Annotated in this window: 14 protein-coding genes; 4 read left to right on the plus strand and 10 right to left on the minus strand. The window is 73.3% G+C overall.

The window, feature by feature from the left end; all coding sequences use genetic code 11:
- Positions 1-16: 16 nt before the first annotated feature.
- From ACTWPW_RS41915 to ACTWPW_RS41930, 4 genes are all read right to left on the minus strand, one after another.
- A complete protein-coding gene (locus ACTWPW_RS41915) occupies positions 17-1,279 on the minus strand; it encodes an MFS transporter (RefSeq protein WP_443171950.1) in 1,263 nt (420 codons plus the stop codon).
- A gap of 295 nt (positions 1,280-1,574) precedes the next feature.
- On the minus strand, positions 1,575-3,080 hold the full coding sequence (locus ACTWPW_RS41920) for a tripartite tricarboxylate transporter permease (RefSeq protein ID WP_375117136.1): 1,506 nt from the start codon (positions 3,078-3,080) through the stop codon (positions 1,575-1,577).
- Positions 3,081-3,100: 20 nt separating this feature from the next.
- Positions 3,101-3,562 (minus strand): tripartite tricarboxylate transporter TctB family protein, encoded by a 462-nt coding sequence (locus ACTWPW_RS41925; protein WP_375117137.1) that lies wholly within the window; start codon positions 3,560-3,562, stop codon positions 3,101-3,103.
- A gap of 1 nt (position 3,563) precedes the next feature.
- Positions 3,564-4,598, minus strand: coding sequence for a tripartite tricarboxylate transporter substrate-binding protein (locus tag ACTWPW_RS41930; protein WP_375117138.1), 1,035 nt, complete (start codon positions 4,596-4,598; stop codon positions 3,564-3,566).
- A 173-nt stretch (positions 4,599-4,771) separates the two neighbouring features.
- On the opposite strand from ACTWPW_RS41930, the gene ACTWPW_RS41935 reads away from it, so the two are divergent.
- Both ACTWPW_RS41935 and ACTWPW_RS41940 read left to right on the plus strand, forming a co-directional pair.
- A complete protein-coding gene (locus ACTWPW_RS41935; RefSeq protein WP_375117139.1) occupies positions 4,772-5,455 on the plus strand; it encodes a response regulator transcription factor in 684 nt (227 codons plus the stop codon).
- Between the two features lie 6 nt (positions 5,456-5,461).
- A complete protein-coding gene (locus ACTWPW_RS41940; RefSeq protein WP_443171951.1) occupies positions 5,462-6,931 on the plus strand; it encodes an ATP-binding protein in 1,470 nt (489 codons plus the stop codon).
- A 55-nt stretch (positions 6,932-6,986) separates the two neighbouring features.
- Here the strand turns inward: ACTWPW_RS41940 and ACTWPW_RS41945 are convergent, their stop codons facing one another.
- The 4 genes from ACTWPW_RS41945 to ACTWPW_RS41960 form a co-directional block, all read right to left on the minus strand.
- Entirely contained in the window at positions 6,987-7,952 is a 966-nt protein-coding gene (locus ACTWPW_RS41945; protein ID WP_443171960.1) for a TAXI family TRAP transporter solute-binding subunit, read from the minus strand.
- Positions 7,952-9,094: an aromatic ring-hydroxylating oxygenase subunit alpha gene (locus tag ACTWPW_RS41950; RefSeq protein ID WP_443171952.1), complete on the minus strand. Its 1,143-nt coding sequence runs from the start codon at positions 9,092-9,094 to the stop codon at positions 7,952-7,954. Before ACTWPW_RS41950 ends, ACTWPW_RS41945 begins: the two co-directional genes overlap by 1 nt.
- A gap of 95 nt (positions 9,095-9,189) precedes the next feature.
- Entirely contained in the window at positions 9,190-13,407 is a 4,218-nt protein-coding gene (locus ACTWPW_RS41955) for a hypothetical protein (protein ID WP_443171953.1), read from the minus strand.
- 37 nt (positions 13,408-13,444) lie between these two features.
- Positions 13,445-13,762 carry a hypothetical protein gene (locus ACTWPW_RS41960; protein WP_443171954.1) on the minus strand — a complete coding sequence of 106 codons (318 nt, stop codon included), beginning with the start codon at positions 13,760-13,762 and terminating at the stop codon, positions 13,445-13,447.
- Positions 13,763-14,047: 285 nt separating this feature from the next.
- On the opposite strand from ACTWPW_RS41960, the gene ACTWPW_RS41965 reads away from it, so the two are divergent.
- Together ACTWPW_RS41965 and ACTWPW_RS41970 are read left to right on the plus strand one after the other, a co-directional pair.
- Positions 14,048-14,629 (plus strand): ArsR/SmtB family transcription factor, encoded by a 582-nt coding sequence (locus tag ACTWPW_RS41965; RefSeq protein WP_375117145.1) that lies wholly within the window; start codon positions 14,048-14,050, stop codon positions 14,627-14,629.
- On the plus strand, positions 14,626-15,969 hold the full coding sequence (locus ACTWPW_RS41970; RefSeq protein ID WP_375117146.1) for an MFS transporter: 1,344 nt from the start codon (positions 14,626-14,628) through the stop codon (positions 15,967-15,969). Before ACTWPW_RS41965 ends, ACTWPW_RS41970 begins: the two co-directional genes overlap by 4 nt.
- Before the next feature lie 174 nt (positions 15,970-16,143).
- Here the strand turns inward: ACTWPW_RS41970 and ACTWPW_RS41975 are convergent, their stop codons facing one another.
- Entirely contained in the window at positions 16,144-17,772 is a 1,629-nt protein-coding gene (locus tag ACTWPW_RS41975; protein ID WP_443171955.1) for a hydantoinase B/oxoprolinase family protein, read from the minus strand.
- On the minus strand, positions 17,769-18,680 hold a 912-nt coding region (locus tag ACTWPW_RS41980), incomplete at its 5' end, for a hydantoinase/oxoprolinase family protein (RefSeq protein ID WP_443171956.1). The genes ACTWPW_RS41975 and ACTWPW_RS41980, both read right to left, overlap by 4 nt.

The following is an 18,680-nucleotide window of genomic DNA, read 5'->3' on the forward strand; positions in this document are numbered from 1 at the left end:
GCCCGGTCATGCCCGGTCATGCCCGGTCATTGTCGGGCAGCCGCTGGTGGCCGGGGTTGGGCTCGGGTGCGGTGACGGCGGAAGCGGGCAGGTGGGCGGACAGGCGCAGCATGCCCACGCCGGCCAGGCCCAGCAGGGCGGCCAGCGCTACCCACAACAGGGCCGGGGAGACGGCGATCAGACCGGCGAAGCCGGCCGGGGCGATGACCTGGCCCACCGACCAGGTCATCTGGTGGACGGCCAGGTAGCGCCCGCGCAGCGCGGCGGGAGCGGTGCCGGCGGCCAGGGAGGCGCTCGGGGTCGCGTGGAGCAACTCGGCGAGGGTGAAGACGAGGGTGGCGGTCACCAGGGCGGCGATCATGGGGATGCCGGCGGGGAGGAACGCGGCGGCGGCGTACAGGGCGCAGGCGAGGACGAACACGCCGCCGGCCAGTGCCATCGCGTGGGTCCGGCGGGCGTGCCGCTGCAGGCGGCGCACCGGGAGTTGCCCGGCCGCCACGAGCAGCGTGTTGATCGTGTAGAGGATGCCCAGCAGGGCAGGCGGGGCGCCGAGCGCCGATACGGCGTACAGCGGGAGCCCCACCGAGAGGATCAGGCGGGTCAGGGTGAACGCCTGCTCGACCGCCACCAGGCCCATGAACGGCCGGTCGGTCAGGACCTGCCGGTAACCGCCCGGCCTGTCCCCCTTGCGGCGCGCGCCCACGACCCGGCCGCCGGGCAGGAGCAAGCAGGCGGCGGACACGACGAAGCTGGCCGCGTTGAGCACGGCGATCAGCGTGAACCCGATCCCGCCCGCCAGTGACAGGGCCGAGGCCGACAGCAGGCCGCCCAGGCCGAAGGCGACGTTGCGGGCCGTGGCCTGCATCGCGTACAGCCGGTCCCGGCCGCCGCCCTCGGTGAGCGCCGCCACGTAGCTGCCCGAGGCGGGGTAGAAGGCACGGTCCCCGGCCGAGATGACGGCGGCGATCGCGACGAGCGGGCCGAAGGCGTCCACCAGGGGGTAGAGGGCGAAGCCGAGCGCGCGGATCACATACGTGCCGACCAGCACGGTACGCGCGTCGAACCGGTCGATGAGCACCCCGGCCAGCGGGTTCGCCGCCAGGCCGAGCGTGGCCGCCAGGGTCACCCCGAGTCCGACCGTGGTGGCGGGCAGTCCGGTCACCTGCTGGATGAACAGCAGGGTCAGCGGGACGTACAGGCCGTTGCCGAGGGCGTCGACGAACATGCCGACGAGGAAGGGCCGCACGGCCGGGTTGCGGGGTGGAGAGGGGGAACGCACGCCGAGCAGTGTGCCTGACCGGCGGGTACGCGCGGATCGGCCGTTGGTCCTACGACCCATGGTCTCGCGTGGTCACCTGGAGCGCGTCCTGCCTTCGCTACTCGGGGCCGGCGGCCACACGCGCACCATGACCACGGTCTCCGGGGCAGAAGCGCGGTGAACTCCTCCAGCGCCACGCGTTCCTGGACCGGGTACGCGCCAGCCCCTCCCCGAAGGCCACCGGCGGGAGGGCGATCTCATGCAGGAGAACACTGCAGGGCCGACGGCGCCCGGCGCGGGCCGGGCGCCGGGCCGCCTATTCGTCCTCGGCGAACACCACCTCACGGCGCCGGCGGATCGTCGGCAGGACGGCGACGACGAGCGCCGCCACGGCCAGGGCCAGGAGCGCCGCGGAGATCGGCCGGGTCAGGAAGACCGACGGGTCGCCGCGGGAGATGATGAGCGCCCGCCGCAGGTTCTCCTCCAGCAGGGGCCCGAGGACGAAGCCGAGCAGCAGCGGCGCCGGCTCGCAGCCGCACTTGATCAGGATGTAGCCCAGGACCCCGAAGAAGACGATCGCGTAGACGTCGTACGCGTTGAACCCCAGCGAGTACGTCCCGATCGACGCGAACAGGATGATCATCGGGAACAGCACCTGGTACGGGATCCGCAGCATGCGCACCCAGACCCCGATCAGCGGCAGGTTCAGCAGCACCAGCAGCACGTTCCCGATCCACATCGACGCGATCAGGCCCCAGAACAGCTCCGGCTCGTCGGTGAGGACGTTCGGGCCGGGGGTGATGCCGTGGACGATGAACGCGCCGACCATCAGCGCCATGACCGGGTGGGCGGGCAGGCCCAGGGTGAGCAGCGGGATGAACGACGTCTGCGCGGCGGCGTTGTTCGCCGACTCGGGGCCGGCGACGCCCTCGATCGCGCCGTGCCCGAACTCCTGCCGCCGCTTCGAGATCCGCTTCTCCACGGCGTAGGAGGTGAACGAGGCCAGCACGTGGCCGCCGCCGGGCAGCACGCCGAGCGCGGCGCCCAGACCGGTGCCCCGCAGGATCGGGCCGACCATCCGGCGCCGGTCCTCGCGGGTCGGCCAGAGGTTCGTCACCCTGCCGACGATCGCCGTGCGGGTGTGCTCGTTCTCCAGGTTGCGCAGGATCTCGGCCACCCCGAACATGCCCACGGCGACCGAGACGAAGTCGATGCCGCCGTACAGCTCGCGCTGGTCGAACACGAACCGGGGAGTGCCGGTGTAGAGGTCCTGGCCGACCGTGCCGAGCAGCACGCCGAGGGCGATCATCGCCAGGGCCTTGAGCGCCGTGCCACGGGCCAGCGCGATCGACACGATGAGGCCGAACAGCACCAGCGCGAAGTACTCGGCCGGGCCGAACCGCAACGCGATGCGGGCCAGCGGCGGGGCCGCGACGGCCAGCGCGACGGTGGCCACCGTGCCGGCGATGAAGGACCCGATCGCGGCGGCGGCCAGCGCCGCGCCGGCCCGGCCCTGCCGGGCCATCTCGTGCCCGTCCAGCGCGGTGACCGCCGCCGACGACTCACCGGGCAGGTTGATCAGGATGGCGGTCGTCGAGCCGCCGTACTGCGCGCCGTAGTAGATGCCGGCCAGCATGATCAGTGCCGTCACCGGCTCGAAGCTGAACGTGATCGGCAGCAGCATCGCCACCGTCGCCGTCGGCCCGATGCCGGGCAGCACGCCGACCATCGTGCCGAGCAGCACGCCCACGAAGCAGTAGAGGACGTTCTGGACCAGGAGGGCGGTGGAGAAGCCCAGGGCGAGGTTGTCGAGAAGTTCCATGCCTCATTCCGGATGCCGCGTCAGAACCCCAGCCACGGGCCCCATAGCGGGATCCGCAGCTGAAGTCCGACGACGAAGATGAGCGTGGCGGCCACGGTCAGCCCGGCCGCCACGGACACGGCCGCCAGCGGCCGGACGCGCGTGCTGGCCAGCGTGGTGAGCAGGGCGGTCACGGCCGACGCCGGTACGAACCCGAGGCCCCGTACGGTGAATCCGAAGAACAGGACGGCGAGCACGATGACGGCGACCGCGCGCCAGGGGATCGGCCCGAACGCGATCACCTCGCCCGCGATGAGCCCCTTGACCACGATCGCCAGGCCCAGGGCGGCCACGATCGCGCCGACCAGCAGCGGGAAGGCGCCGGGGCCCATCCGCAGCGGGGTGCCCAGCTCGTAGCCGAGCGACCCCGCCACGAACGCGCCACCGATCAGGATGAAGATCGCCCCGGCGAGGACGTCCGGGAACGACCGGCGGCGCTCCACCTCAGGAGGCCTTGACGCCGGCGTCGGCGATGACCTTCGCCCAGGTGCCGAGCTGCTCCTCGAGCTTGGCCCGGTGCGCCTGCGGGGTCGCGCTCTCGGCCGGGACCGGCGCGGTGCCGAGCTTGGCCATCTGGTCGATCACCTTCTGGTCGGCCAGCGCCGTCTTCAGCGCCTCGGTCAGCTTCTGGACGACGTCCGGCGGCGTGCCCTTCGGGACGTAGAGACCGTGCCACACGCTGACCTGGAGCTTGGGCAGCCCGGCCTCGGTCGTGGTGGGCAGGTCGGGCAGGCTCTTCACCCGCTCCGGCGTGGTGACCGCGTACGCCTTCACCTCGCCCGCGGCGATCTGGCCGCTGGTGTTGGTGGTCTGGTCGCACATGAAGTCGACCTGGCCGCCGACGAGGTCGGTGAGCGCGGGGCCGGTGCCTTCGTAGGGGACCTCCTGGAGCTTGACGCCGGCGGCGGTCTGGAACAGCAGGCCGCACAGGTGGGAGGCGGCGCCGATGCCGGCGTTGGCCAGCGTGACCTTGCCGGCGTTCGCCTTCACGTAGGTGACGAGGTCCTGGAGCGTCTTGGGCTCGAAGTCCTTGCGGGCGACGATCGTCATCGGCACCTCGGTGACGAGCCCGACCATGTCGAAGCTCTCGAGCGGCTTGTAGCCCAGGTTCTGGTAGAGGGCGGGCGCCGTGGACATGCCGATGTGGTGCATGAGCACGGTGTAGCCGTTGGGCTCGGCCCGCGCGACCTCGCCGGCGCCGACGGTGCCGCCCGCGCCCTCGACGTTCTGGACGACGATCTTGCCGCCGAGCTTGGCGGCCATCGGTTCGGCGATCATGCGGGTGACGGTGTCCGTCGGGCCGCCCGCGCTGAACGGCACGACGAACGTGATGTTCTGCTCCGGATAGCCGCCGCCGGCCGGGGTGCCGCCACCTGCGGGGGCGCCGCCACCGTTGCCGGCACAGGCGGCGGCGAGCGAAACAACGCCGATCGCGGTGATCATCCGCGCAGCGGCCCGGTACCTGCTGGTCGTGGTCATGTCGCGGCCTCCTCGTCATCACATTCGCATTCGTCGGTGAGTGCGCGGCCTCAGTCTGGGCTGACAGGGACGCGGATGGTGTCAGAGGAATCCCAAGGAATGCGCCGGATGTCAGAGAAATCCCAAGAAGTGAAGGGCTAACACGAGGATCGGTCCGGGCCGTACAATCCGGTATGCGGATCACCATCATCGAGGATGACGACCGCGTGGCGCGGGGTCTGGTGACCGTCCTGGCACAGGCGGGTTTCGAGGTCCACCGCCTCGCCACCGCCGCGGAGGCCGTGCGGGCCGCGCCCTCCGACGTGGTCCTCGTCGACCTGGGGCTGCCCGACGGCGACGGGCTCGACGTGATCCGCAGGCTGCGCGACCGCCCGGAGACCGCCGTCATCGCCGTGACGGCCCGCTCGGAGGAGCACGAGCGCGTACGCGGCCTACGCGCCGGCGCCGACGACTACATCGTCAAGCCGTTCGGCATCCCGGAGCTGCTGGCCCGGATCGACGCCGTCCTGCGGCGCACCCGCGTGGCCCGCGCCCTGAGCCACCCCGACGAGCCCCTCGTCCTCGGCCCGATGCGGATCGGCGTCGGCACCCGCGAGGTCACCGTCGACGGCACCCCCGTGACGCTCACCCGCAAGGAGTTCGAGCTGCTCCTGCTGCTGGCCCGACGAGCGCCGAACGTCGTCAGCCGCGACGTCATCCTCGACCAGATCTGGGGCGCGACCTGGGAGTCCTCCAGCCGCACCCTGGACACCCACATCGCGGCGTTACGGAACAAGATCGGACCGGCCGTGCTCATCCGCACGATCCACGGGGTCGGCTATCGGCTCCTGGCCGACCGGCCGGAGCTGATCGGCTGACCCGCCGTGCACCGCCGCCTGCTCGTCGTCCTGGTGCCCCTCGCGGTGCTGCTCGTCGCGGCGCTCGGGGTGCCGCTCAGCGTCACCGTGGCCGAGCGGGAGATGCAGGAGACGTACGTCGACCGGCTCAACGACGTGGGCCGGTTCGCGTCGCTGGCCGAGACCGCGCTGACGACCGGGCGGACCGAGGCGCTGCAGCAGGAGCTGGCGCGCTACCACGACCTGTACGGCATCCCGGTCGCGGTGATCGACACCTCCGGCGCGGTGCTGCTCGGGCCGACGCGCGCCTACCAGGAGGCGGCGCGCGGCGAGCCGGCGCTGCCCCGGATCGTGACGGCGGCGCTGGCCGGGGCGCGCCCCGAACCGTCCGGGGAATGGGCGCCGTGGGACGGCTCCGCGCTCGTGGTCGCCGAGCCGGTGGGCCGTGACAGCGAGGTCATCGGCGCCGTCGTGACGATCTCCGACCTGTCGAAGACGCGCCACCGCATCCTCCTGCGGTGGGCCCAGCTCGCCGGACTGGGGCTGCTGCCGCTGGTCGCGCTGGTGGCCGTCGCCTGGCCGGTGTCGGCGTGGGTGCTGCGACCGGTGCGGGAGCTGGACGCGGCGAGCTCGCGGATCTCCCAGGGCGACCTCACCATCCGGGCGGACGCCGAGGCCGGCCCGGTCGAGCTGCGGCGGCTGGCGGAGTCGTTCAACACCATGATGGACGCGGTCGAGAACGCCGTGCAGCGGCAGCGGGCCTTCGTGTCCGACGCCTCGCACCAGTTGCGCAACCCGCTGACCAGCCTCCGGCTCGCGGTGGAGAGCCTGGAACCGCATCTGCGCGCGGCGGGGAACGGGCGGCAGGTGTTCGACGTGGCGGTGGACGAGCTGAAGGCGATGCAGCGGTTGCTGAACTCGCTGCAGGCCAGCGCGCGGATGGAGAGCATCCGCACGGCGTCGCCGGTGGACCTCGACGCGGTGCTGGCGACGCGGGTGGACCGGTGGCGGGCGTTGACGGCGACGGCGGGGCAGACGCTGACGGTCGACGTGCCGCCGGGGTTGCGGCTGCTGGAGCCGACGGGCGGGCTGGGCAGCATCCTGGACGAGCTGATCAGCAACGCGTTACGGCTGTCGGACGCGCAGGTGGTGGAGGTGACCGCCCGCGTCCTCACCCATGGCGCGGAGGCCGAGCCCGCTCCCGGGGGCGTGGTCACGATCGCGGTCCGTGACGACGGCCAGGGGATCGACGCGTCCGAGCGGGCCCAGGCGCTGGGCCGGTTCTGGCGCTCGCCGCGGCACCAGAACGTGTCCGGGACCGGCCTGGGCCTGGCGATCTGCGCCGACCTGGTCGGGGCCGCCGGCGGCGAGCTGCGGCTGGAGGAGGGCCTGCCGCGTCCGGACGGGTCCGGGCACGGATTCGCCGCGGTCGTCGCCCTGCCGGTCGTGCCCCACGTGACGTCGTCGCCCGGCACGCCGGCTCCGACGCCGTCCTGACTTCCGGCGCCCGGGTCAGCGCTTGCGGTCACGGAACCACGCGGCCGCGCCCGGGTCAGCGCTTGCGGTCGCGGAACCAGGCGGCCGCGCCCGGGTGGAGCGGGATCGACGCGGTGGCGATCCCGGTGCGCACGTTGATCTGCCACGCTTCGGGAACGGCCTCGGGACCGGCCTCGGCCTCGTCACGGCCGCCGGAGGTGATCGTGCCGGCGTGCGTGAAGATCGTGTCAGTGATGGCGTGGACCAGGTCGTCGGGCAGGTCGTTGCGCGCGAGCAGCACGTTCGGCACGGCGATGGTGCGGGTGGCCGGGGCGCCGGCGTAGGCGGTCGCGGGGATCATGGCCGGGGTGTAGGGGCCCGGGAACGCGGCGAAGAGCGCGTCCGCCTGCGCCTCCAGCGGGATCAGCCGGATCGGGTGCCGCTGCGCCAGCTCCGTGATGGCGGGCGTCGGAACGCCGGTCAGGGAGAACATCGCGTCGATCTCGCCGTCGCGCAGCGCCGCCGCCGACGCGGCCTGGCTGAGGTATCGTCCGTCGGCGTCCACGACGCCGAGCTGAAGAACCCGCATCGAGGTGAACTCGGTGCCGGAGTCGCGGGCGCCCAGGGAGATGCGCTTGCCCTCCAGGTCCCGTAACTCGTCGATCGCCGAACCGGCCATGACCACGAGGTGCAGGTGGCTGTCGTACAGCCGGCAGATCGCCGAGAGGCCCTCGGGCGCGCTGCCGTCGGTGGTGATCAGCGCGTCCAGGCTCGTCAGCCCGAGATGCACCTCACCGGCCCGCAACATCCGGATGTTGTCGGTGGACGCCCCGCTCGGCACGGTGCTCACCGTGGCGCCCGGCACCTGCCCGGAGATGTGCTCGGCCAGCGAACCGCCGATGCGCCGGTACACCGCCCCGGCCGGCCCGGTGGCCAGCCGCAGCCGCACCTGGTCGACCTCGGGCCGCCGGGAGCAACCCGCGAGCAGCCCGCCCGCGGCCAGCAGCACCGCCCGCCGGCTGAGCCGCGGCTCCACGCCCATCATGACCGTTCGAGCTCGTGCCGGTACGCGTCCAGGACGAGGCCGTGGAAATGATGGACCGCGTGCTCCGACAACCCGGACCCCTCGGGGTCATAGACGATCTTTCCCTGGGTGAACGCCGGGGTGCGCATCCCGCGCTGCACGCTCTCCACCAGGGCGATGTCCTCCACCTGGAGCACCTCGTCGATGTAGCGGATGCTGTCGAGCTCGGCCGCGTCGGGCTCCGCGGTCTCCAGGTAGAAGTCCCAGGTCTCGCGCGTCCGCTCCGGACCGTCGGGGATGATCTGCAGCACCATGAAGTTCCCGCGGCCGGGATAGCGCAGCAGGCAGGTGTTGGGCCACAGCCACCACACCGCGTGCTCGGTGACCGTCGCGCCCGACACGTCGTAGGCGGAGTTCTCCGCCCGGCCCGCCTGGGCCATGTGGCTGGAGTAGATCCCGTACGTGGTGACCCGATAGGTGCTCATGTCGACCAGCGACACGAAGTCCTTGTGGGCCACGTGGCAGTGGTAGCACTCCAGGAAGTTGTCGACGACGTTCTTCCAGTTGGCGGCGATGTCGTAGGTGAGCCGGCGGGCCAGGGTCAGCTTGGCCACGTCCGGCGCCCGCGCCCCGATCTCCGCCTCCAGGCCCCCGGCCTGCGCGGACAGCGGAGCCGCCGCGGGGTCGAGGTTGACGTAGACCATGCCGCCGAACTCGGTGACCTGGATCCGGTCCAGGCACACCGCGGAGGCGTCGAAGCCGGGCATGCCGCCGGTGTTGCGCGCCCGCCGCAACCGGCCGGTCAGGTCGAAGCTCCAGGCGTGGTACGGGCACACGATGCTGCGCCGGACACCGGAGCCGGACAGCAGCTCATGCGCCCGGTGCTTGCACACGTTGTAGAACGCCCGCAGCGTCCCGGCCTCGTCCCGGACGGCGACGATCGGCATGCCGGCCACCGTGCCGGTCACGTAGCCTCCCGGCTCGCGCAGCTTCTCCACGTGGCACAGCCACTGCCACGTGCGCGCGAAGATCGCCCGTTGGTCGACGCCGAACCACGCCGGATCCGTGTAGGCATCGGCGTGCAGGGACATCGACAGCGCGGGATCCGGGTGGTATCCGGCTGAGATGTGATCGATGGCGGGGGTCGAATCCGGTGTCACCGTACCTCCGAGCGAGACGGCACCGAGGTCCTGCGAACGAGACTAGTGATCGGTGCGGTGCCGGCTCAAGCCCGGCCGGCGCGCGGGACATGCGGTCAACGCGGGCGCAGGAGGTCGTCGGCGGCCCCGGTCAGCATCGTCGGCTCCAGCCGCGCGAGCACGCCCAGGGACGTGGTCCACGCCTCGGTGCCGAGTATCTCGGCGGCCAGGCGGCGGGCGCCGGCCGGCTCCGCGCGCGTGGCGATGCCGGCCAACGCCCGCGCCCGGGTGGGCACATCGGGGATCGTCCGGGCGGCCGCCTCGGCCCCGTCGCGGTCGCCGGCCGCGGCCAGCGCCTGCGCGTACATCGTGAGCAGCTCGGCCCGGTGGTCGGGGTCGGCGAGGTCGAGGATGGCGGCCATGGCCCGGCCCGAGAGGCGGCCGGCTCGGGCAGGGTCGTCCCGCATGAGGTCGAGCAGCAGCGCGGCGCGGCTCTCGGCGCTGATGTGGCGGGTGAAGGCGGCGGCCCGTTCGAGGTCCCCGCCGGCCGCGGCGGCCCTGGCGGCGCCGGTCAGCGCCCGGTCCCGCTCGTACGGGTCGGTGACGGCGCCGGCGATCCGCACGGCGGCGTCGGTGTGTCCCCGTGCGGCGGCGGCCCGCGCCAGCGCCGTCAGCGCCCGCGCCCGCTGATCGGGGTGGACGATCCGCCACGGCGACACCACCGCCGAACCGGCACCGGGCCCGGCCGCGCCCTCCGGGTCGAGGCCGATCCGCGCCAGGAGCGTCGCCTGACAGGTGGTGGTGGCGAGGGCCTCCATCAGGTCGACTTGCAGGCAGGCCCGCTGGTAGGCGTCGGCGACGGAGCCGAGGGCCGACTCGGCCCTCGCCGCGAGGCGGTTCGCCTCCTGCGGGCTCCCGCAGGCGGCGAGCGCCGCCGTCAGCTCGATCAGGGCGCGGGCCATGCGGGGCGGGCCTTCGACGAGCTCTATGGCCGCTTCCACCCGCGCCGTCAACCGGCCGGTCAGCGTGTGTTCCCCGCTGGTGGCGACCACCCGGACGAGCGCCGTCAGCGACCTGGCCCGCTGGTCGGGCTCGATGATCCAGCGCGTCATTTGCTCGGCTTGCCAGGCGAGTTCGCCCGTCCAGTAGGCGTCCCCGGCGCGGACCGCCGCGCGTACGATCTCGATCAGCGCGTCGACCCGCTGCTCCGTCGAGGAGATGGAGCGGGTGGCGGCCACGCCGTGCGACACCACGGCGCGGACGATCTGCTGGTCGCCGCGGGCGAGCACCAGGTTCAGCAACGCCGTGAGCGCCTGTGCCTGCGCCTGCGGATCGGCGAACCAGCGCGTGACCGCGAGGGCCCGCTCGGTCGCCCCCTTCTCCGCCAGCGCCTGCATGAGCGCGCTCAGCATCTCGGCCTGCTGCTGGGGGTCGACCAGGGAACGGGCCAGCTTCTCGGCCTCCTCGGCCAGCCGCTCCGGCGCGCCACCGGCCCCGGCACCGTCGGCGGTGCGGTCGCCGGTGTCCGCCCTGAGCAGCTCGATGAGGGCGCGCCCGCGGCTCCGCGCGGTCGCGATGCGCAGAGCGATCTCTTCGGCCAGGGCGAGATCTCCGCCGCGAGCCGCGGCAGCCGCCACTTCGGCGAGCAGCGCGTCCCTGGGCCGGACGGACGACGCGGACCCGGCGAGCGCGGCCGCACGGCGGAAGTCCCTCGTCGCCAGCGCGGCCCGGACAAGGGCTCGTTCGACGCGTTCCTTGGCGTGCCAGTCGGTCACCGCGATGGAACGCGCGACGGACTCGGCCCGCTCGGCCAGCCGCCGCGCGTGATCCCGCCGCCCGCCCAGGATCGCAGCGCCGGCGAGCTCGACCAGCAGCCGCGCCTGCCGGGCCCCGTCGGGGACGCCGGCGATCAGCTCCTCCGCCCGCTCCACTGTGCGCGGGTCCACCTGCCCCCCGGCGATGAGCTGCCGCATCAGGACGCCGGCCCGCGTGCCGGGATCGTGGACGGAGCCCAGCAGCGCTGCCGCGCGATCGTGGTCTCCGATGCGGGCCAGCGCGACCGCCAGGTCGGCCCGTTCCTCCTCCTGCAGCGGGGTGCCGGTGACGGCGGTGACGGCCTCGGCGCTGCCGGCGATCTTCCGTACCAGGTCGGCGGAGCACCGTCCGGCCGCCGCGACGGCCAGATCGGCCAGCTCCCGGGCTCGCCACTCCGCGCTGTTCGCGTTCACGGCCGGCGCCGTCGCGTAGCGATCCATGCTGGAGATGGTCACGGGCAGCTGCGTCCACTGCGCGCCGGGATCGACCTCGGCCAGGCGCATGGCCCGGTCCGCCAGCCCGTCCAGCCGGTCCCGGTCGTCGCCGGGTGCGGCGTGGAGCACCGCGACGAGGCTCGCCACGTGCAGGTGGAGAGAGGTGGCGCGCCGCGCGAACGCCTCGGCCGCCTCGATGTCACCGGTGGCGGACAGCGCCGCCGTGAGCCGTACCCACTCCTCGAACCGCCGGCCGTCGCCGAGGGCGGCCACGGCCGCCTCCGACTCCTCGACGATCAGTGGCAGTCGGCTCCGGCCGGCGCTCGCCACCAGGTCGACCAGGGCACGCGTCCGCCAGACCGGATCGGAGAGGGAACGGGCCAGCTTCTCCGCCCGGCCGAGGTCCCCGCTGGTGGCGACGGCCCGTACGAGCGCCAGCAGGGCCTGGGGCCGCCGGCTGGAGTCGTCGATGGCATGGACGAGCCGCTCCGCCCGGTCGAAGTCGCCGCTCGCGGCCACCGCCCCCACCAGCCGCACCATCGCCTGTGCCTGCCGGTAGGGGTCGGTCACCAGGTGGGCCGCGGCCTCGCCCTGCTGGGCCAGCCGGGCGGTGTCCTGCCCGCCCGCGGCGGCCCGCAGCAGCAGGCTGAACGCCTCCGCCTGCCGCCCCGGCTCGACGATGGAGCGGGCCAGCGCCTCGGCGCGCCTGAGGTCGCCGAGCCGTGCCCACAAGGCGGGCAGCCCGACCGGGAGATGGGCGTTGCGGGAGGTCAGCCGCTCGCGTGCCACGGCCAGCCGGAGCAGCGCGGCCAGGTCGGGCTCGGCGTCGCGCATGAGGTGCTGGACGGTGACGATCTCGGCCAGCGCCGCGGCGTCCCCGCCGGTGACGTCCAGCATGCGGTCGTGGCGTACCTGGTCCAAGGCGCAGGCGAGCATCAGGTCGTGGGCACCGATGGCCTGCAGGAGCAGGAAGTAGCCACGGAGCAGGTACTCGGGGGTGTCGGCGGGCCAGGCGTGCGTTCGGTAGCCATCGGCCCACTTGTGCAGGCGCTCCCGGTAGTCCGTCAGCCGGGCCGGGCCGAGGCACTCCACGGCCTTGCTCTGCAGCTCCTCGTGCGCCAGGACGTACACGTCCGGGCCGGTCCCCGGCTGCCAGCGGTTGGCGCGGCGCGCGAAGGTGCGGCCGGACACCGCCCGCATGTGCTGCTCGACCTCCCATTTGCCCCAGCCGGTGAGCTGGGCCAGGTCCTCGGCGCTGAGGCCGCCGCCGGCCGCTGCGACGAGGCCGAGCAGGTCCTGCTCCGCGGGCCGGCCGTGCAGGAGGCGCTTCAGCTCGCGTTCGGCGTCCGTCATGATCACCTGGGCGTGCGGGGAGATCTCCAGCCGGCGGACGATGGCGGCCTCCCGCAGCGGGTGGTTGTCCGGTACGTCCGATGGAACAGGTGGATGAGGACGCCCGGTGACCACGATCCGGACGTTCGCCGGAGGCTGGACGGGCAGGAGCGCGGCGACGCTGTACGCGTCGGGGCCGACGGTCACCCCCAGATCCTCGTCCAGGCCGTCCACGACGAGCACCAGCCGCCGGCCTTGCCGCGCGCAGGCCGCGGCCGCGGCGTCCAGCATGTCCAGCAGGTGCGCCTCCTTCGTGGCCTCGGTCAGGAAGCCGGGCAGGGGCTCGCCCGCGACCGCGCTGAGCTGTTCGAGCACCACGTCCACGAACGCCATGCGATCGTTGTGGCCGGCGAACCGCGCGGTGATGAAGAAGGAGACGACGGTGACGGTGTCCGGGGAGTTGAGCGCGAACCAGGACATCAACGCTGACTTGCCGGCCCACGCCGGAGCCTGCCACCACAGGTAGGGCAACCCTCCGCCGGAGTGGCAGAACTCCGCGAGCTCGGCGAGCTCCGCGTCGCGGTCCAGGAGCCGCTCGGGAGCGATGCGCCGGACCTGCTGCCGGTAGGCGGACCGTGCCACCAGCGGGGCGCCCATGCTGATCCCGCCGTGCACCGATCCGGTGACGGCTACGCCGCCGGGGCCCGCCGTGGCCGCGCCGGTACGTTTCGTCGTGCTGTTGAGGCGGTCCATGTTGTCACCACGCGCGCCGTTGTCAGCGGCCGGCCGGTCAGCTCAAGCTGACCCCGCTGGTCGCCTTCCCGCCGGACGCCTCGGCGTCTCCGGTCCGGTTCACCTCCAGAACCCCGCCGGAGGCGGTGAGGGGACCGGTAAGTCCGGAAACGGCGACGCCGCCCGCGCGTGCCGTCGCCTTTCCGGTGCCAGAAACGCGCACTCTCTTGGCGCTACTCGGCAATGCCGCCCAAACGGCCACACCGACCGCTGCGAGTCCCGCCGTAGCGGACACCGCCGTCGCGATTTTGTTGGCGTCTTCCCAGGTGAGAAGCACAAGCAAGATCGCAAATCCGGCCACGATCAGACATGTCACCAATAAGACCATACGTCGCAGTACCACCTCCCCATCCTCGCGTAGCAGACGGGAAAGAGCCTCGCGTTTCGCGAAATATGGCCTTCGCTCTGCTGATATTCGTCCCGCCCTCATCATGCGAAAGGGAGAGCGCCGAGGGTGCCGATCATGGCGCCGACGTCGATGATCCGGCCGGTGTGGCTGCTCGCTCCCGCAGCGCGGGCTTCTGAGGCGGACGGCTGATTGCAAACAGTTCTTCGCGAAGAAGTCTTTGCGAAGAACTGTTTGCGGTCTAGGATTCGAGGCATGACCGACCCCGACAAGAACGTCGTCGTCCTCGATGCCAAGGGGCTGCGGGCGCTGGCCCACCCCATCCGGGTGCAGCTCGTGGACCTGCTGCGCAAGCACGGCCCGTCCACCGCCACCCGCCTGGCCGAGCGCCTCGGCGTGAACTCCGGCACCGCCAGCTACCACCTGCGCAGGCTCGGCGCGGCCGGGTTCGTGGAGGAGGACGCCGAGCGGGGCAACGCGCGCGAACGCTGGTGGCGCTCGGTGCACCTGTCCACCCGGCTCAACGACGCGGAGCTGGCCGACCGGGAGCCCGAGGCGGTGCTGGCGTACATGCAGTCCATCGCCGCCCTGTACAACCTGCGCACCCAGCGGGCGGTGAACGAGATGCAGACCATGCCGGGGGAGTGGGGACGGGTGCTGGACCTCAGCTCGTTCGCGTTGCGCCTGACCCCGGAGGAGACGTGGCGGTTGCGTGAGGAGCTGGGCGAGGTGATCGCGCGCTACCGCCAGGACGTGCCCGGCGAGGCGGCGCCCGACGGCGCGGCGCGGGTCTCGCTCATCACGCAGGTCCTGCCGGAGCCGCAGGAGGAGCCGTGACCGGGCTCTCCTTACGGCCGATGGCCGGGGTGCTGGCGGCCATGGCGGTGGCGCTGACCGGGACCCGGGTTTCGGCCATCGCGCTGCCCTGGTTCGTGCTGGGCAGCACGGACAGCGCGATGTGGACGGGGGTGGTGGCGTTCGCCGAGATGGTCCCGTACGTGGTGGTCAGGGCCCTGACCGGGCCGCTGGTCGACCGGGCGGGGCCACGCCGGATCTCGTGGGCCGCCGACGTGCTGAGCGCCTCGGCCGCCGGTGCCGTCGTCCTGCTGCACGCGCTGGGCGCGCTGCCGATGGGCGCGCTGATCGCCCTGGTCGTGGTGATCGGCGCCGCTCGCGGGCCGGGCGACCTGGCCAAGGAGACCATGGTTCCCGAGGCGGCGGGGCACGCCGGCCTGCCGCTGGAGCGGGCCACCGGCCTGATGGGCGTCACGGAGCGGCTGGCGCAGATGGTGGGGCCGGCCGTCGGCGGCGCGCTGGTCGCGGTCATCGGGCCGCTGCCCAGCCTGGTTCTCAGCGCCGGCTGCTTCGCGCTCGGCTCCCTGGCGGTGGCGTGGGCGCTGCCGCGCGGCATGGGGCACCGCGCGGCGGCGTCCGAGGGGGAGGAGGAGGGCTACTGGCGGCGGCTGGGGCAGGGGCTGGCGTTCCTGCGCGGGCAGTCGCTGCTGCTCGCGCTGATGGCCGTGGTCGCCGTCACGAACCTGCTCGACACCGCCTTCAACCAGGTGCTCGCGCCGGTGTGGGCCAAGGAGTCCGGCCACGGGACCGTCCTGCTCGGGCTGAACAGCAGCGTGATGGGGCTGACGGCGGTCGGCGGCGGGCTGGTCGCGGCGGCGGTGGGGCATCGGATGCCGCGCCGGGTGGTGTTCTTCGCGGCGTTCCTGGTCGCCGGGCCGCCGAGGTTCCTGATCCTGGCCGGCGACCTGCCGGTGTGGGCGATCGTGGCGGTGTTCGCGGTGAGCGGGTTCGGCGGTGGGTTCCTGAACCCGATCCTGGGGGCGATCTCGTACGAGCGGGTGCCGCGCCACCTGCTGGGCCGGGTGGGCGGGCTGCAGACCTCGCTGTCCTGGGCAGGGGTCCCGCTGGGCGGGCTGCTGGCCGGGCTGGCGGTGACGGCGGCCGGGCTGGCGCCGGTGCTGCTGGCCTGCGGCGCCGCCTACGCCCTCACCACCGGCCTGGCCGCCGTGCGCCCCGAGTGGCGCGAGATGGACCGCCCGCGCCACCGCGCCGCCGCCCCGCCGCCAGGGGAAAGCGCCGGGACGGCGGGAGACTCCAGGACTGCGAGGACTCCCGGGACCGCGGTAGCCCCCGGGATGGGGAAGCCCCCGGGACCGCGGTAGCCCCCGGGGCAGCGGGTGGCTCTCGCGTGGCGGGCGCCCCCGACAGGGCGGTCGCCCCCCACAGGGCGGGCGACTCTCATATGGCGGGCGGCCTCCACGGGACGGGCGGCTCTCACGGGGTGGGCGGTCCCCATGCGAAGGCGGGGCCGGGGGCGGCCGGTGGCGGGGGCGGGGTCAGCGGGTGATCATGCCCTGGGCCAGGTCGGCGGCCGTGGCCCGGGGCTCGCGGAGCTCGGGCGGGCCGTAGCCGCCACCCCCGCCCGACTCGCACCGCAGCACGTCCCCGGCCTTGACCGGCAGCGCGTTGACCTTGAGCATCTCCCGCTCCCCGGCAGTCCCGGGGTTGAGCGTGACGCGCGGGGGAGCGCCGGCCGCGCCGCCCGCCAGCCCCCACGCCGGGGTGACCGAGCGCTCGAACCACAGCGACAGCGAGGTGTCGCCGCAGAACTCGTACTCGCGCACCACCCCGTTCCCGCCCCGCCACCGCCCGGCCCCCCCGGTGTCCGGCCGCACCTCGTAGCGGGTGACACGGACCGGGAAGAGCGTCTCCAGCACCTCGATCGGCATGTCCCGCAGCGACCCGTTGACGTTGTTGATCAGGCAGGTCTCGCCGTCGCCGCCCTCCCACGCGCCCCAGCCGCCGACGGTGGCCTCCTGGGAGACGTACAGCTTGCCGGTCCGCGGGTCCGTGCCGGTGAACTGCACGATCATCGAGTCCCCGTACGACGCCGCGGCCGCCTTGTCCGGCAGCACCGGCGCCAGGGCCCTGACCACCAGGTCGATGAGCAGCCCCAGGTGCGAGTAGTAGTACTGGCAGGCGGCCGGCGACTCGGCGGCCAGCATCGACCCGGGCCGCGTCTCCACCGACAGCGGCCGGAACGAGCCCCCGTTCAGCGGCACGTCACCGGAGACCAGCAGCTTGTACCCGACCCGCACCGCCGCCACCGCCTGCGCCGCCCCGCAGTTGACCGGCCCGAGCGCCTGGTCGGCGCAGTCGGTCAGGTCCACGTGCATCGACTCGCCCGAGACCGAGACCGTCACGTTCACCGGCAGCGGGGTGTCCAGGTCGATGCCGTCGTTGTCGAGGAACCCGGACGCCTCGTAGACCCCGTCGGGGATTTCCGCGATGGCCGCCCGCTCCATCCGCTCGGTCTGGGCGAAGATCTGGTCGCGGGCCGCCATCACGGTCTCCAGGCCCCACCGGTCGACGATCTCCTTCAGCCGCCGCTGCCCGGTCATGGCGCAGCTCACCTGGGCCCGCATGTCGCCGAGCGTGGCGTGCGGGAAACGTACGTTGCGGGCGATCAACTCGTGCAGGTCGCGGCAGGGCGCGCCGTCCGCGTACACCTTCACCGGGCCCATCCGCAGGCCCTCCTGGAAGATCGACGTGGAGTCCATCGAGCCGCCGGGGTCCTTGGAGCCGACGTCCAGCCAGTGCGCCCGCGAGGCCGCGAACCCGGCCAGCTCCCCGCCGGCGAAGATCGGCCCGTAGACGGTGACGTCGTTGAGGTGCGTGCCGCCTATGTAGGAGTCGTTGAGCACCCACACGTCGCCCTCCCGCCACACCTCCCGCCCGTACAGGCGCTCGGTCTCGCGGGTGCACACCTCCAGGTTGCCCAGGAAGATCGGCAGGCCGGACGACTGGCCCAGCACGTTGTGGTCGCGGTCGAGCAGCGCGACCGCGCAGTCCTTGGCCTCGTAGATGACGGGGGTGTAGGAGCTGCGGATGAGGGTGGTGTTCATGTCCTCCGCCGCCTGCAGCAGCGCGCAGCGGATGATCTCGGTGGTGACGGGGTCGATCACTTGTCCACCTTCACGATGAGGAAGCCGTTGTCGTCCACGGTGGCCAGGCAGCCGGGCGGGACGACCGTGGTCGCGGTCTCCTCCACCACGATCGCGGGCCCGGCCAGCTCGCCGTCGAGGGCGGAGCGGCGCAGGACGGGCGTGCGGTGCACCGCCCCGTCGAAGATCACATCCCGTACGTCCGGCGCCGTGCGGCCGGGCGCGCCGGGGGCCGGGGCGGCGGTACGCGGGAACGAGCCGAACCCGGTGCTGCGCAGCATGACGAACTCCACCGGCGCCTCCGGCGTGGCGTGCCCGTACCGGCTGGTGTGCGCCTCGGCGTAACGGGCGGCGATCCGCGCAGGGAAGCCGGGTTCCGCCGGTTCGGCGGCGTCGCGCAGCGGGATGGTGAGCGTGTAGTCCTGGCCCTCGTACCGCATGTCCACGGCGTGCTCCACCCGCCGCCGCTCCTCCGGCACGCCCTGCCCGGCGAGCGCGTCGAGCGCTTCCTCCTGCAAAATCATGAGATTTCCGGACATGTCGGCGCCGTCGAGCGTGTCCTGCGCCCGGAAGTACGGGAACGTCAGATCCCGGCGCACGTCCGCCTCCAGCATCCCCCAGGCCGAGAACGCCCCCGGGAACCGCGGCACCACCACCTCGGAGATCCCCAGCTCCCGCGCGATGAACGCGGCGTGCATCGCCCCCGCGCCCCCGAACGCCACCAGCGCGAACTCCCGCGGCTCCACCCCGTGCTCCACCGTCAGCGTGCGGATGGCCTGCGCCATCTTGGCGTTGGCCACGTCGCAGATCCCCTCGGCCAGCAGCAGCGGATCGAGGTCCAGCTCCCCGGCCAGCTCGGCCACCGCGGCGCCGGCCGCGTCGACGTCCAGCGTCATCAGCCCGCCCGCGAACCACGCCGGATCCACCCG

It is taken from the genome of Nonomuraea sp. KM90, from assembly GCF_052246675.1.
In the GTDB taxonomy this organism is placed as follows: domain Bacteria; phylum Actinomycetota; class Actinomycetes; order Streptosporangiales; family Streptosporangiaceae; genus Nonomuraea.

Excerpts from the sequence above, each read along its gene's own strand:
- ACTWPW_RS41920 (WP_375117136.1), bottom strand. The coding sequence starts at position 3,080 with ATGGAACTTCTCGACAACCTCGCCCTGGGCTTCTCCACCGCCCTCCTG.
- ACTWPW_RS41930 (WP_375117138.1), bottom strand. The coding sequence starts at position 4,598 with ATGACCACGACCAGCAGGTACCGGGCCGCTGCGCGGATGATCACCGCG.
- ACTWPW_RS41935 (WP_375117139.1), top strand. The coding sequence starts at position 4,772 with ATGCGGATCACCATCATCGAGGATGACGACCGCGTGGCGCGGGGTCTG.
- ACTWPW_RS41945 (WP_443171960.1), bottom strand. The coding sequence starts at position 7,952 with ATGGGCGTGGAGCCGCGGCTCAGCCGGCGGGCGGTGCTGCTGGCCGCG.
- ACTWPW_RS41955 (WP_443171953.1), bottom strand. The coding sequence starts at position 13,407 with ATGGACCGCCTCAACAGCACGACGAAACGTACCGGCGCGGCCACGGCG.
- ACTWPW_RS41965 (WP_375117145.1), top strand. The coding sequence starts at position 14,048 with ATGACCGACCCCGACAAGAACGTCGTCGTCCTCGATGCCAAGGGGCTG.